A 14,572-nucleotide genomic window follows, 5' to 3' on the forward strand; every position below is an offset into this window, starting at 1 on the left:
GGTGGCGGTTCACAGGGACATACCCCCGTCCACCGGTATCACGGCGCCGGTTGTCCAGTTGTCCTCCAACGCGAGCCGGGTGATCCAGCGAGCGGTGTCGACGGGTTCACCCGTCCTCCGTAGGGGTATCGAAGCGGCACGGTCGCGCAGCAGTGCGTTCTCGTCGTCGGCGGACATCCCGGCCGCCCGATAGATCGACGTGGCCGTCGGCCCGGGCGCCACGGCGTTGACGCGCACCCCGGACGGGCCGAGTTCGGCGGCCCAGCAACGGGTGAGGTGGGCGACGGCGGCCTTCGATGCGGCGTAATGGGAGTTGCTCGCCGCGGCACGAAGCGCCACCGAGCTGGCGACGTTGACGATCGAGCCCCGGGCGGAGATCAAGTTCGGCAACAAAGCCTGGGTCACAGCCGTCGTGCCGATCACATTGACCTCGAAGAGCGCCCGTACCGATGTGAGCGGTACCTCGGCCAGCGGTCCGACGAGGAATGTGCCGGCGCAGTTGACGACGAAGTCGATCTCGGTGCCCATGCGCCGAACGGCAGCCTCGGCAGCGCGGTGGATGCTGTCGGCGTCGGTGACGTCGACGACCCGGCCGACGACGTCGGACACCCCGTCGAACCCCGCCACGACGTCGGCATCACGATCCCAGGCGTCGACCAGAGCGCCGGCTCTCACCAGTTGGTCGACACAGGCCCGGCCGATGCCGGCCCCGGCGCCGGTGACCACCCCACGTGGGGTGGTGCGGGCTGCTGACGCCGTTCCCATCGAATACGCCTGTGTCTGTTCGCTTTTGTCGGTTGTCATCGGCTCGGTCCTTCCGGCGCCGTCGGGTCAGTGGTGCAGGACGTCGGACCGGTCGAGGCCCTTGCCGGTCAGCGCGCGAACCTGGAGTTCGTCGAAGGCCGCATCGTCGGGTCCGTCCTTGCTGAGATAGCTGCCGATCACACAACCGAGGAAGCCGGCCGGCACCGAGAACAGGATGGGGAACGCGAGTGGGAACGGCGCCTCGGTCGAGAGGCCGTCCGAGATCAGCGGCGCCAGGCTCGGCCAGACCAGCGGGCCGAGCACGATGAGGACCAGCGAGGTGATGAGACCGGACAGGGCCCCGATGACCGCACCGAGCGTGCGCATGCGCCGCCACAGGAGGGTGAGGATCAGCACCGGAAAGTTGGCGCTCGCCGCGGTTGCGGTGGCGAGTGTGGCCAGGAACGTCACGTTCTGCGTACCACCGATGACCAGCGACACGCCCACGGTGATGACGACCAGCGACACGGCCGCGATACGTCCGACCGTGATCTCCTCCCGTTCTGGACGCTGGAATGTCTGCGACCACAGGTCGTGTGCGACTGCGCTCGAGGCGCTCAGCACCAGACCGGCCGAGACGGCGAGCAGCGTGGCGATGGACACCGCGACGACCAGCGCGAGCAGCAGGTCGGAGGCGAAACCCTCCCCGCCGCCGAGCCACACCGTCAGAGCCGGCAGGGCCAGGTTGCCGCCCTTGCCCGCGACCTCCTCGCCGCCGGTCCCGAGCGCGGCCCGGGCGGAGATGCCCAGGAACGCGATCAGGACATTGAACCCGCCGATGAGGCTGATGGCCCAGATCGCGGAGCGTCGTGCCTGCACGGCGTCGGGCACCGTGAAGAAGCGCATGAGGACGTGTGGCAGACCCACCGCCGACAGGGTCACCGCCACGGCCATGGACACGATGTTCCACGATCCGTCGAACGAGTTCCCGGTGCTTAGATATTCACTGCCGTAGGAACTCTGGGACACGGCCTGCTCGACGATGTCAAGTGGGTTGGGATCGATCCGGATGAGGACGAGGATCACGAGCAGTCCGACGACGGACATGAGGGCGAGCGCCTTGATGATCTGTAGCCACGTCGTGGCGAGCATCCCGCCGAACAGGACGTAGCAGAGCATGAGCACCGCCGCGATCGCCACGCCCCACGAGAAGTCGATCCCCGCAAGGGCTTCCATGAGGACGCCGCCTGCAACCATCTGGGCGAGCAGGTAGAAGATGCAGATGAACAGTGTCGAGATCGCGGACACGATCCGCACCGGACGTGACCGGAGTCGTGTTGCCAGCGCGTCGGCGAACGTGAATCGTCCGAGGTTGCGCAACTTCTCCGCGATGAGGAAGAGGACGAGCAGGAAGATGCCGCATGCAAAGACGGCGTAGACGATGCCGTCCATCCCGTACAGGTATGCCAGCCCCGCGTATCCGAGGAGGGACGCCGAGGACAGGAAGTCGCCGGCGATCGCGATGCCGTTCTTGCGGCCCGTCATGGTGCCGCCCGCGGTCCAGAACTCGGCCGAGGTCCGGGTCCGGCGCGCGGCGTAGTAGGTCGCGATGAAGGTCACCGACAGCAGGAGGACGCTGACGATGACTGCCGTGGTGTTGAATCCGTCACGCATGGTCGACTCCCTCGGGCGATTGGGTGCGGCGGTTGTCGGCCTCGAGAGCGGCCGCGGCGAGCAGGTCCCAGCGACGTGCGCGCCGCACGTACCACGCGCCCAGCGACATGACGACGACGACGTACCCGAGGCCGAGGATCAGACCGACGCTCAGTCCGGAGGCCGGACGGGCCGCGATCACGGAGGGCGCGAAGGCCGCGAAGCCCAGGAGGGCGCCGAATGCGATGCCGAACAGTGTCCAGGCCACCAGGAAGAAGCTCCGCCTGTCCTTTCTGAGCGCGAGCATCTCCGGCGCATTCCAGAGTCTGGTCCACTCTGCTCTCTCGTTGTCGACTGACATGGGTCGTCACCTCTCTCAACGTCGTCGATATGTGCCTTGTTGTGCCAACAGCGTCATCGGAGCGACGTGGTACACAGTCGGTCAGTGGTGTAGCGAAGGCCACATTAACGAACGGGCGTTTGTTTGTCACGCTTGCCGGACACTGTCGACCGCGACTCCTTCCCGGGGCGGGGCACGCTACGGCGCACGATGCCCCCACGGGGTGGTGGATCAGGGTTGACAGGAGTATGTAAGCTGACTCACACTGAAAACGAACGTACGCTAGTTTCGCTCGAAAGGGCGTCCACGGCGGCGGGTCATCGGAGATCAGAGGAGAGAGAAGATGGGCAAGCTGGACGGCAAAGTCGCCTTCATCACCGGAGCTGCACGCGGACAGGGACGTTCGCATGCTCTCGGACTGGCGCGGGAGGGCGCCGATATCATCGCGGTCGACATCGCCAAACAGGTCGACAGTATTCCTTACGCGATGGCCTCTCCCGAGGACCTCACCGAGACGGCCCGTCAGGTCGAGGCGCTCGGTCGTCGCGTCGTCACCGCCGAAGCCGATGTCCGTGATCTGGACCAGATGGTCGAGGCGGCCGAGCGTGGCATCGCCGAACTCGGGCGGATCGACATCGTGTGCGCGAACGCCGGCGTCATTTCGGCCGGCACGGTCCTCGAACTCACCCAGGACCAGTGGCGCGACATGATCGACATCAACCTCACCGGAGTGTGGCACACGGTCAAGGCCGCGGTTCCCGACATGGTCCGTCGCGGCGAAGGCGGGTCGGTCATCTTCACCGGAAGTACCTCGAGCCTCGGCGGCTACCCCAACGTCGGTCACTACGTGACCGCCAAGCACGGCATCATCGGGTTGATGCACACCCTCGCCAATGAGCTCGGACCGAAGGGGATTCGCGTCAACGCCGTGTCGCCGACGAACGTCAACACCGCCCTTCTGCAGAACGACACCTTCTACAAACTGTTCCGGCCCGATCTCGACGCACCCACCGTCGAGGACGCCAAGCCGGCCTTCGCCACCATGCACTCACTCGCCGACCTGCCCTACGTGGAGCCGATCGATGTCACCCGCGCGGTGGTGTACCTGGCGACCGACGACTCTCGGTACGTCACCGGTGTGAACCTGCCCATCGACGCCGGTGCCAGTCAGAAAGTCGGCGGCTAGACCTCCGTCCGTCGCGTAGACATCCTGCGCGACGGACGGTTCCACGTCGCTCCGGGCCGCCGCTGAGCACATGCTGACGACCTTGAATGAGGAGAATTGAGATGTTCACTCTCGTCGATGCGATCCGTCGCAACGAACGATTGAACCCCGGCGCGGAGGCGCTGGCCGATGACAACGGCCGTGTCACCCACGGTGAGCTCGCCGACCGCGCCTTCCGTCTGGCGGGCATCCTGCGGTCGCGCGGCGTCGAGCCGGGTCACACCGTCGGCGTCCTGGCCGACAATGGGATCTTCGGTGTCGAGACCATGTTGGGCATCGTCGCCGCCGGCGCCGCGTATGTTCCGTACAACTGGCGCTGGGCCGAGGGCGAACTCGTGCACGGCATCAACGAGACCGGTGCGTCCGTCATCCTGGTGGCGGACAATTTCGCCGACGCGCTGGACCGCGCCACCGCGAGCTCGGACATCGAGCGGCCGCTGACGATTCTGGCGCAGAACGAGATCGACGCTCAGCTGCCGACTGCCGAGCGACTCGACCAGCAGTCGGTGGCCGCCGAGGACGCTGCGTGCATCCTCTTCACGGGCGGGACGACGGGTTTCTCCAAGGGGGTCGTGTTGTCGCATCGCGCCGTCCTGACCAATGCGATCAACGAGATCTCCGACTGCGGGATCGGCGCCCGGCCCAACGACCGGGGACTCGTCACGACGCCGCTGTTCCATTCCGCAGCACTGCTGTGTTGGGTTGTCCCGCATTACATCACGGGCAACGGCTGCTACCTGGTGCAAAAGTTCGACGAGGAGCGCGTCGCCGAACTCGTCGAACGTGAGTCCATCACGAACATGTTCCTGGTGCCCAACATGATCCGACGGATGCTCAACGCCGGTGCATTCGATCGCGACGGGTTCCGCGAGACGTTCCGGGCGCTGCATTCCGGGGCCGGACTGCTCCGACTCCCGGACAAGCAGGCCGTGTCCGACCTCATCCCCGGTGTCGACCTGTACTTCCGGTACGGCCTCACCGAGGCGGGACCGATGGTGACCCGGCTCCTCCCGGCCGACATGATGCGATCCGACATCGACGGGTCGATCGGCAAGGAGTACCTGCTGGCCGAAGTCGAACTGCGGGATCTCTTCTCGTCGACACCGGTGCCGGTCGGTGAGATCGGTGAGATCTGTGTGCGTGGGCCCGGCGTGATGACCGGTTACTACGGTCGCCCCGAGGCCACCGCGGAGGTGCTCGACGGTGACGGTTGGCTTCGTACCGGCGACCTCGCCGAGCGGGATGAGGCCGGGTACCTGTACTTCCGGGACCGTGCCAAGGACATGATCAAGACCGGCGGCGAGAACGTCTACTCATCCGAGATCGAACAGCTGCTGCACACCCATCCCGCGGTGATGGAGGCAGCGGTCATCGGTGTGCCGAGTCTTCAGTGGGACGAAGAAGTCCGTGCGGTGATCGCGGTGCGTTCCGGCGTCACGGTGACCGAGGCGGACCTCAGCGCGTTCCTGCGCAACCATCTGGCGGGATACAAGGTGCCCAAGGTGATCAAGCTGGTGGGCTCCGAGGACCTGCCCGTGAATCCCAGCGGGAAGATCGTCAAGACCCGGATTCGCAGTGCAATGGGCTGGTGAACCGGCCCGCGTCAGACGGCGGCGGTCAAGCCGCGTCATCCGAGAGTTGAACACACAGAGAGGTCTGTTGATGACACTTCGAACCGTCGCGCTCTTGAAGCGCAAGAAGGGCATGTCGTTCGCCGAATTCGACAAGTACTGGCGCGAGGTCCATGCGCCGCTGGCCGCCGAGATCCCGGGCGTCGTGCGCTACGTGCAGCGTCACATCGTCCCGCAGGGCGGAGCGGACGAGCCCGACAACGCCTTCGGGCTCGACGGCCTGGTCATCCTCGACTACGAGAGCGCCGAGGTGATGGACGCCGCATGGGCCTCGCCGCAAGGCCAGAAGGCGCTCGACGACGTCGAGAACTTCCTGGACGTCAACAGCGTCGTGGTCCTCGAGGATCACGTGGTCGTCGACCGCGAGTGATCTGTCGATCTCAGCCGCGGCGGTGTCATTCGGTCCGGTACGACGGGTCGAGTGGCGCCGCCGCGCCGTCGAGACGGCAACTGAAAGCAACGTACGATAGTTTGTAATTTCCCTGATCACGAGACACCAGACACAGATTGCGGAGGGTTGTATGCCTCGCGCTACCCGCCTCACCACCGGTGGTGCCCGTACCCGCGCGGCCATCAGAGACGCGGCCGTCAAACTGTTCTTTGAACATGGTTACGAGGCCACGTCGTTGCGTGGGGTGGCCGCCGAGGTGGATCTCCAGGTCGGCAGCCTGTACAACCACATCGACGGCAAGGAGGACCTCCTCGCCGACATTATGATCTCGGTGATGGACGAGTTGCTCGACGCGGTACATGACGCGGTCGACGCGGCCGGCGGTGATGCCGTCGACAGGTACCGGGCTGCCGTCGGCTGCCATATCCGGTACCACGCCGAGCACGCCCAGCAGGTCTTCATCGGCAATTCCGAGCTTCGCTCCCTCAACGACGACAACCGCAACAAGGTGCTGACCAAGCGCGCGGAGTACGAGAATCTCTTCATCCGCCTGGTGAAGAAGGTGGTGGCGGAGACCGGCGCCGACGTCCTCGATCCGAAGATCCAGGCGTATTCGGTGCTGGCACAGGGCGCCCACGTGTCGTCGTGGTACCGCCCCTCGGGGCCGAAGAGCCTCGACAAACTTGTCGACACCTACATCGAGCTGGCGATCCGAGAACTCGGCATCCCCGGGTCCTAAGCGTATGCGTCGGCTGGTCCGACCTCGATGCGCGACCGGCCCCCGATCGAGTCGATCGGGGGCCGGTTGCTCGTCGTGGCGGTCATGCGGAGGCGTGCCGCCAGATCATGAACGAGCTGCGGAAGGTCATCACCGGCTCGTCGCGCTGGTTGAGCACCGTGTAGTCGAATGACCAGATGCCGCGGTCCGCCTTCTTCGTCGGGCGCGCGGTGACGAGTTCGGCCTGCGCCCGGATGGTGTCTCCGATCAGGACCGGTTGCGCAGCCCTGACCTCGTCGAGGCCCAGCCAGGCGACCACGTTGGAGAAGTACCCGGTCTGCGTCATGAGGCCGAGGGCGATGGACAGAGTGAACGGACCGTGTGCGATCCGTTGTCCGAACTGTGTTTTCGCGGCGTACTGCTCGTCGAGGTGCAGCGAGACGATGTCGCAGGTCAATCCGGCCCAGTTGACCAGATGTGCGTCGGTAATCGTCATCCCCGCACTGCACAGCACGACGCCGGGTTCGAGATCCTCCCACCGGTGGTCGGGGACACCGATGCGCTCGGCACTGCGGATGTTCGTCGAGGTCATTGGAATCTCCTTCTAGCGGTGAAATGCGAACTCGTGTTAACGTACGAGCAAACGTTCGTTTTTAGGTTAGGTTCCGGCCCTATCCGAGGTCAAGCAAACAGCAAGTACGAATTCGGGATGTGACGACATGACACAGACAACGGAAGCGCCCGAGTCGGCGGGCATGGCCCTCGATCCGCACGAGGAACTCGAGGCCCGGCTCATCGCGGCACGACTCGGCGGCAGTGAAAAGCAACGCCAGAAGCAGATCGAGGCGGGCAAGATGCTCGTCCGCGATCGCCTCGCACTTCTCTTCGACGAGGGTTGGTCCTTCGAGGACGGCCTGCTGGCGCGCTTCGACGAGGGACTCCCGGGTGACGCCGTGGTCACCTGCGTCGGCAAGGTCGACGGGCGCGACGTGGTGGTGATCGCCAACGACTACACCGTGAAAGCCGGTACCTGGGGTAAGCGAACCTACGAGAAGATAGTGCGCGCACAGGAACTCGCGGACTCGACGGGTGTGCCCATCGTTTACCTCTTCGACTCCGCGGGAGCGCGGATCGACGAACAGTTCGAGAGCTTCGCCGGTCGCCGCGCATGGGGCAACATCTTCTACAACCAGGTGCAGTACTCGGGTCGGGTGCCGCAGGTGTGCGCGCTGTTCGGCCCGTCGCCGGCCGGCAGCGCCTACGTACCGGCGCTCTGTGACCTCACGATCATGGTGCGGGGACACGCGACCGCGTACCTGGGCTCGCCCCGTCTGGCGCAGATGGTCACCGGTGAGGACGTCACTCTCGAGGAGATGGGCGGCGCCGAGATGCACTCGACGGTGTCGGGTCTCAGCGACGTCCTCGTCGAGGACGATGAAGAGGCGATTGCTGCGATCCGCGTGTGGCTGTCCTACCTGCCCTCGAACTGGCAGCAGGAGCCGCCGATGGCCGAGGTCGCCGACCCCTCTGCCGGTCGGACGATCAAGGAGATCGTGCCCGAGGTGGAGTCCGAGGTCTTCGACATCCACGAGCTGATCGACGCACTCGTCGACGACTCGACTTTCTTCCCGTACAAGGACTTGTTCGCACCCGAACTCGTCACCGGCTTCGCCCGGCTCCACGGCCGCAGCGTCGGGATCGTCGCCAACCAGCCGACGGTCAAGGGCGGAGTGATCTTCCCGGACTCCTCGGACAAGGCCGCGCGGTTCATCTGGATCTGCAATGCCTTTAACATCCCGATCCTGTTCCTCGTCGACATCGCTGGATACATGATCGGCTCAGCCGTGGAACGTCAGGGCATCATCCGTCACGGCGCGAAGATGATCTTCGCGGTGTCGGAGTGTCGCGTGCCCCGGATCACCGTGCTGCTCCGCAAGGCCTACGGCGGCGGGTACCTGGCGATGTCCGGTGCGCCGATGCAGCCCGATGCGTTGATCGCGCTCCCGACGGCCAAGCCCGCCCTGATGGGGCCGGATGCAGCCGTCAACGGAATCCACTACAACCGGATTCAGGCGATCGAAGACCCGGAAGAGCGGGCGGCCTTCATCGCCGAGAAGCAGGCGGAGTACGCCGACGGTATCGATGTCTTCAAGATCGCCAACGAGAACGCCGTCGAGGCAGTCGTGCCGGCGCATGAGTTGCGCGCCGAGCTGAACAGCCGTCTGGGGCTTTATGTTCGCCGCGATCGCACGGCGCCGGCGCGACGCAACGGCGTCATCCCGGTATGACCACGGACCCTGTCCGCATCTCGACCCATCTGTGAGGAATCATGCGCCCCTTACGATCACTTCTCTTCGTTCCCGCACACCGGGCCGGATGGGCCCAGAAAGCCGCCCGGACCGGGGTCGACGCCGTCATCCTCGATCTCGAGGATTCCGTACCCGAGGGGTCCAAACAGGACGCCCGTGACGAGGTGAGACGCTCGATCGCCCAGCTGGCGAACGAGTTTCCCGACACGACGGTACTGGTGCGGCCGAACCCGCTGGACACCCCGCATTTCGGTCGTGACCTCGAAGCCGTGGTCGGACCCGGGCTCACCGGACTGCTCCTGCCGAAGATCTACGACAAGCAGGACGTCCGCGATTTCGCCGTACTGTTGGATCACTTCGAGATCATGGCGGCCGTCGAACGCGGTTCGACCGAACTCGTTCCGACGCTCGAGACCGCCCAGTCGCTCGTGAACTGCGAACGGATCGCGGCAGCCCATCCGCGGGTGGCCTCGCTCATGGTGGCAGCCGCGCGGGACGCCGACGTCTCGCGCGAGGTCGGCTTCGAGTGGACGCCCGAGGGACTGGAGACGCTGCACTATCGGAGCAAGGCCGTGCTGGCTTGTCGCGCAGCAGGTCTACCGCACCCGATCGTCGGCTTGTGGCAGGAGATCAAGGATCTCGACGGACTCCGGGAGTTCGCCGAGCAGAACCGTCGACTGGGTTTCGCGGGTCAGGTCCTGATCCATCCGTCGCATGTGGCCGTCGCGAACGACGTTTACGCCCCGAACCCCAAGGTCGTCGACCGATTCAGACGAATGATCGCGGCCTTCGACGAGGCGCAGAGCGGCGGCCGGGCGGCCGTGCTCTTCGAGGGCGAGCACGTCGACATCGCCCACATCAAGACCGCCCGCGGGGTCGTCGAGCTAGCTGACGCCATCGCAAGCTACTGACCTACCGCCTGACACAAGGAGATATCCATGGCCGGAATGTATTTCGAAGACCTGGAACCGGGGATCAAACTCGCCCACGCGGTGACGCGGACGGTCACCGAGACCGACAACCTGCTGTTCACCACCCTCACGATGAACGTACAACCGCTGCACCTTGATGCGGACTTCGCCAAGTCGACGCAGCACGGGCAGATTCTCGTCAACAGCGTGTTCACCCTGGGCGTCGTGGTCGGGATCCCGGTTCAGGAGACCACTCTCGGAACGACTCTCGGCAATCTGGGATTCGAGGAGATCACCTTCCCGGCGCCGGTGTTCCTGGGTGACACCCTGCGCGTCGAGACCGAGATCCTGTCTCGACGCGAATCGAAGTCGAAGAACGACCGAGGCGTGGTGCGGTTCGAGCATCGTGGGTTCAATCAGCGTGGCGAGGTGGTGTGCACGGTGCGACGAGCAGGCATGATGCTGCGCCGTTCGCCCGCCGAGGCGGCGTCGGCCGCCAACGCGTAACGCACGGAACGCGAACCGCGTGGCGGCCGCCGCGAAGCGGTCGAGTTGGCGGGTGCGCCGGCTGGGATTCTCCCAGCCGGCGCTTTGCGTTGAGATCCGCTGTCGCATGGGATGTCTCGCCTCAGGAATTGCAGCGCTCACATATTGACGAGACCGGTGTCCTGGGTCACAATATAAACGAGCAAACGTTCGTCTGTAGAACTGAGGATAACGATGAGAACTCTCTTCCGTCGTCGCACATGGGTGGCGGCACTGAGCGTGGCCGTGGCGATCGGAGTGGCCGGTTGTACCACCACGGCACCTCCCCAGGCGTCCGATTCCGGCGCCGGCGCATCTGCCGGCGACGGCGGCGCGCCGCTGCCGGTCGAGGAGCTGTGCGGTGACCAGCCGCTGAAGATCGCGCACGTCGCCGGCTTCGGCGCCAACTCCTGGCGCAAGATCACCCAGGCCGAGCTGACCGACGAACTGTCGGCCTGCCCAAATGTGACGCTGCAGTACACGCAGGCCGACGGCGACCTGCAGAAGTACATCACCGCCATCAATTCCTATGTGGCGCAGGGCTACGACGCGATCGTCACGTACGACGACTTCGGTAGTCAGGCGCTCAATGCGCTGAAGAACGCGAAGCGTGCCGGCGTCGTCGTGGTTCCCTACATCGGGAATCCCGGGGGCAAGGTCGGCGTGGACTACGACGGCTACGTCCAGTACAACTTCGACCTCGAGGGCGACGTGATGGCCAAGTGGCTCCAGCCCCAGGTCCCCGCGAACGGCAAGGTGCTGTTCTCCGGTGGTCTGCCGGGTGGCAGCCCGTCCACGGTCGCCCTGTGGGACGGGTTCTGGGAGACGACCGAGGAGATCGGCGACCCGTTCACCTCGCTGACCGACGCGCCGATGCCGTCGAACTGGGATCCGGCGTACGAGCAGCGGGCCATGGCCGGAGCGCTGGCGAAGTACCCCCAGATCAACGCACTGGTGTCGGATTACGGCGTGGCTTCCAAGGGTGGTCTGCGCGCGTTCGTCAATGCCGGGCGGCCGATCCCGCCGCTCGCCACCTCGGCGACGGACAACGAGCTCGGGTGCATGTGGTTGCAGTATCACGAGTCGAATCCGCAGTTCCAGCTCCTGACCCTGGACGGCACCACGACCGTCGTGCGGATCGCAGCACGTAAGGCGCTCGCAGCGCTCAACGACAAGCCGGACAACGAGCCCGAACAGTTCGAACTCGAGACCTTCGTGGACACGAAGAACGGCAAGCTGCCGACCTGCGAGCCGAACCTGCCGCCGGATGCCGACCTGTCGTCGGCGCTGTCGCCGGAAGAGCTGGCCGCGGTCTTCCAGTAGCTCCGATCATCAGGATCATTCGCCGGCCGGTGCGCTCGTGCCCGGCCGGCGGACGTTCTTCCGCGCGCCGACGGCCCCGCCTGAGGTGCGGCTGACGCCACTCTTGACTCCAGGCGTGTGCCACCTCACAATAGACGAGCAAACGTTCGTATGTATCCGCTGCGCCACGGACTGCCAGCGAAATCTGCGACTTCGAGAAGGACAGTGAAATGGTTGACACCTTGAGTGAGGGGCAACGTCCCACCGCGGGGCCCTCACCCTCGGGGCGCGCGGCTCCGGCGGTGACCGCGACGGCGTCGGGTGCGGATGGCCGCGAACCGGTGTTGCGGCTCGACGGCATCGACAAGCGATATCCGGGTGTGCACGCGATCAAAGACGTGTCCCTGGTTGTCCGGCCGGGCGAGATCCATGCCCTTGTCGGGCAGAACGGCGCAGGCAAGTCCACTCTCGTCGGGATCGCCGCCGGCTCGGTTGCCGCGGATTCCGGAACGATCGAAATCGGGGGGCAGACCAGCGAGACGCCCTCACCTGCGTGGTGCCGCGATCAAGGGCTCGCGATCGTCTATCAGGAGCCCGCACTACTTCCCGACCTCACGGTCGCCGAGAACATGCGACTCGGCATGCCGGCCCATGCACGTCCGGCCATCGGCGAGCAAACACGGTGGGCCGCAGACATCCTGGGCAGATGGAGCTCGGTCGCGACCATCGATCCGGAAACGCCGGTCCGTGAACTCCGTCCGGACGCTCGCTTCGTTGTCGAGATCGCTCGCGCGCTGGCCGAGGCACCCAAGGTCATCGTCCTGGATGAACCGACCGAGCACCTGCTCCCACCCGCGGTGGCCGAATTGTTCGGCCTCATCGGCGAGCACACGGCTGCCGGGGGAGCGGTGGTCTACATTTCGCACCGCCTGAACGAGGTCAAGCAGATCGCCGACACGGTCTCGGTTCTGCGCGACGGTGCGCTGGTGGGTACCTTCGACGCTGCCGAGGTCACCGAGCAAGACGTCGTCAACCTGGTCGTCGGGCGTGAGCTCGACCGGTCCTTCACCCGCACGAAGGCTGCGGGGCAGAACCCGGGCGACGACCTCCTGCGCGTATCCGATCTCTCGGGAAAGCGCTTCTCCGACATCGATCTCACTGTTCGCGCCGGTGAGATCGTCGGTTTCGCCGGCGTCGAGGGCCAGGGGCAGCGCGAGGTCATCCGCGCCCTCGGTGGACTCACCGCACATTCGGGTGCGATCTCGGTGGCCGAGCGCCGCGTGGATGCCGCGAATCCATCTGCGGCACTGCGGAATGGTATCGCGTATCTGACGCACGACCGCCACGTCGAGGGCGTTCTCGGCGGTCTGAGCCTCCGTGAGAACGCCTCATTGTCGGCCCTCCGCCGGATCTCGACCGCGGGCGTGATCTCCACCGGCCGCGAACGGAAACTGACGTCGGCGAGCTTCAGCTCCATGCACGTCAAGGCCCCCAATGCCGAAGTCGACATCGACACCCTGTCGGGCGGCAATCAGCAGAAGGTTGTCCTGAGCCGGGTGCTGCTGACCGACTCGCGCGTCATCCTCGCCGATGAGCCCACCCAGGGCGTCGACATCGGCGCCCGCGAGGAGATCTACTCGATCCTTCGCGAGGCAGCCGCCTCGGGCAAGGCGATCATCGTGCTCTCGTCGTCGGCGGCCGAACTCGAGCAACTCTGCGACCGGGTGGTGGTCTTCTCTCGCGGAACAATCGCCCGCGAACTGGTCGGTGACGAGGTCAGTGAACACGCCATCGCCCAGGCAGCGCTGAGCGCCACCGACGGTCGGGTGAAGGCGGGCGCGGAGACCGCGCGCGTCGGTGTCCTGCGCAAGATCTCGCGCAACGACCTCACTCCCGGTGCGATCCTCGCGTTCGCGACCATCGTGCTCGGGATCATCGCCGCGACCCAGAGCGACACCTACCTGACCGCGCAGAACTTCTCGCTGGTGCTGCCGCTACTCGCCACCCTCGCGTTCTTCGCGATAGCCCAGCAGGTGGTCATGATGATCGGCGGGATCGATCTATCCGTGGGGCCGCTCGCGGGTCTGCTGGTGGTGGTTGGTTCATTCATCCTGTCCGCGTACCGAACTCCCGTGGGTATGGCCCTGGGGGTCCTCGTGCTCGTGGTGGTGGCCGCAGTCGTCGGCACTGTCAACTGGGCACTGGTGAGCGTCGTCCGGATAAACCCTCTGATCGCCACACTGGTCACCTTCACCGCGCTCCAGGGCCTGGCTCTGCTGATGCGTCCCCTCCCCGCGGGCGAGATCGACCCGTTCTTCCTCTCGTATGTCTCTGGTACCTGGGGCTTCGTGCCGGTGATGGCGGTCGTGGCGATCGTGGTCGCCGTCGTCATGGAGTTCTGCTTGTACCGAACGACTTTCGGAATCAGGTTGCGGGCGACCGGATCGGCGGCACCGACTGCCGAGCGGGTGGGAGTGCGAACGAAATGGGTCGCGCTGTGCGCCTACGCCGGTTGCTCGATCCTGATCGTCCCGGCCGCGATTCTCCTCATGGTCCAGTCCGGCACGGGCAATGCAAGCATCGGTGACAGCTACACGCTGGCCAGCATCGGCGCCGCGGTCCTGGGCGGCGCGTCGATCTTCGGCGGGCGTGGATCGTTCTTCGGTGCCCTTCTCGGCGCAGTGCTGGTCACCCAGATCAACACGGTTGTCCAGTTCCTGGGCCTGCCGCTGTACTGGCAGCAGTGGCTGCTCGGCGGCCTCACCATCTTGGCCGCGGCCTTCTACTCGAAGTCCCGGACCCTCACCGAGCGGAGCTGATCCG

The 14,572-nt window shown here is 65.6% G+C and carries 13 protein-coding genes; 9 read left to right on the forward strand and 4 right to left on the reverse strand.

What is annotated here, in order from left to right; all coding sequences use genetic code 11:
- Positions 1 to 9: 9 nt before the first annotated feature.
- From AC3B6C_RS09135 to AC3B6C_RS09145, 3 genes are read right to left on the reverse strand one after another with little or no spacing between them, the layout of a single operon-like run.
- A complete protein-coding gene (locus AC3B6C_RS09135; RefSeq protein WP_488375770.1) occupies positions 10 to 804 on the reverse strand; it encodes an SDR family NAD(P)-dependent oxidoreductase in 795 nt (264 codons plus the stop codon).
- A 27-nt stretch (positions 805 to 831) separates the two neighbouring features.
- On the reverse strand, positions 832 to 2,418 hold the full coding sequence (locus AC3B6C_RS09140; RefSeq protein WP_488375771.1) for a solute symporter family protein: 1,587 nt from the start codon (positions 2,416 to 2,418) through the stop codon (positions 832 to 834).
- Positions 2,411 to 2,758, reverse strand: a complete 348-nt coding sequence (locus AC3B6C_RS09145) for a DUF485 domain-containing protein (RefSeq protein ID WP_488375772.1) — start codon at positions 2,756 to 2,758, stop codon at positions 2,411 to 2,413. The genes AC3B6C_RS09140 and AC3B6C_RS09145 overlap by 8 nt, the downstream gene beginning before the upstream one ends.
- Positions 2,759 to 3,080: 322 nt before the next feature.
- Between AC3B6C_RS09145 and AC3B6C_RS09150 the strand changes: the two genes are divergently transcribed.
- The 4 genes from AC3B6C_RS09150 to AC3B6C_RS09165 all read left to right on the forward strand — a co-directional run bounded on the left by AC3B6C_RS09150 (position 3,081) and on the right by AC3B6C_RS09165 (position 6,723).
- Positions 3,081 to 3,923, forward strand: coding sequence for a mycofactocin-coupled SDR family oxidoreductase (locus AC3B6C_RS09150; RefSeq protein ID WP_488375773.1), 843 nt, complete (start codon positions 3,081 to 3,083; stop codon positions 3,921 to 3,923).
- Between the two features lie 101 nt (positions 3,924 to 4,024).
- Positions 4,025 to 5,554, forward strand: a complete 1,530-nt coding sequence (locus AC3B6C_RS09155) for a class I adenylate-forming enzyme family protein (RefSeq protein WP_488375774.1) — start codon at positions 4,025 to 4,027, stop codon at positions 5,552 to 5,554.
- A 70-nt stretch (positions 5,555 to 5,624) separates the two neighbouring features.
- Complete coding sequence (locus AC3B6C_RS09160) at positions 5,625 to 5,963, forward strand: EthD domain-containing protein (protein ID WP_488375775.1); 339 nt, start codon at positions 5,625 to 5,627, stop codon at positions 5,961 to 5,963.
- A gap of 151 nt (positions 5,964 to 6,114) precedes the next feature.
- Positions 6,115 to 6,723, forward strand: coding sequence for a TetR/AcrR family transcriptional regulator (locus AC3B6C_RS09165; protein ID WP_488375777.1), 609 nt, complete (start codon positions 6,115 to 6,117; stop codon positions 6,721 to 6,723).
- A gap of 82 nt (positions 6,724 to 6,805) precedes the next feature.
- On the opposite strand, the gene AC3B6C_RS09170 is transcribed toward AC3B6C_RS09165, so the two are convergent.
- Positions 6,806 to 7,294 (reverse strand): MaoC/PaaZ C-terminal domain-containing protein, encoded by a 489-nt coding sequence (locus AC3B6C_RS09170; RefSeq protein ID WP_488375779.1) that lies wholly within the window; start codon positions 7,292 to 7,294, stop codon positions 6,806 to 6,808.
- 127 nt (positions 7,295 to 7,421) lie between these two features.
- On the opposite strand from AC3B6C_RS09170, the gene AC3B6C_RS09175 reads away from it, so the two are divergent.
- The 5 genes from AC3B6C_RS09175 to AC3B6C_RS09195 all read left to right on the forward strand — a co-directional run bounded on the left by AC3B6C_RS09175 (position 7,422) and on the right by AC3B6C_RS09195 (position 14,568).
- A complete protein-coding gene (locus AC3B6C_RS09175) occupies positions 7,422 to 8,990 on the forward strand; it encodes an acyl-CoA carboxylase subunit beta (RefSeq protein WP_488375780.1) in 1,569 nt (522 codons plus the stop codon).
- 41 nt (positions 8,991 to 9,031) lie between these two features.
- A complete protein-coding gene (locus AC3B6C_RS09180; RefSeq protein ID WP_488375781.1) occupies positions 9,032 to 9,922 on the forward strand; it encodes an HpcH/HpaI aldolase/citrate lyase family protein in 891 nt (296 codons plus the stop codon).
- Positions 9,923 to 9,949: 27 nt separating this feature from the next.
- On the forward strand, positions 9,950 to 10,429 hold the full coding sequence (locus tag AC3B6C_RS09185) for a MaoC family dehydratase (protein ID WP_488375782.1): 480 nt from the start codon (positions 9,950 to 9,952) through the stop codon (positions 10,427 to 10,429).
- A gap of 213 nt (positions 10,430 to 10,642) precedes the next feature.
- Entirely contained in the window at positions 10,643 to 11,770 is a 1,128-nt protein-coding gene (locus tag AC3B6C_RS09190; RefSeq protein WP_488375784.1) for a substrate-binding domain-containing protein, read from the forward strand.
- A 209-nt stretch (positions 11,771 to 11,979) separates the two neighbouring features.
- On the forward strand, positions 11,980 to 14,568 hold the full coding sequence (locus AC3B6C_RS09195) for an ATP-binding cassette domain-containing protein (protein WP_488375785.1): 2,589 nt from the start codon (positions 11,980 to 11,982) through the stop codon (positions 14,566 to 14,568).
- Positions 14,569 to 14,572: the final 4 nt, after the last annotated feature.

Source organism: Gordonia sp. 11cp (assembly GCF_057767225.1).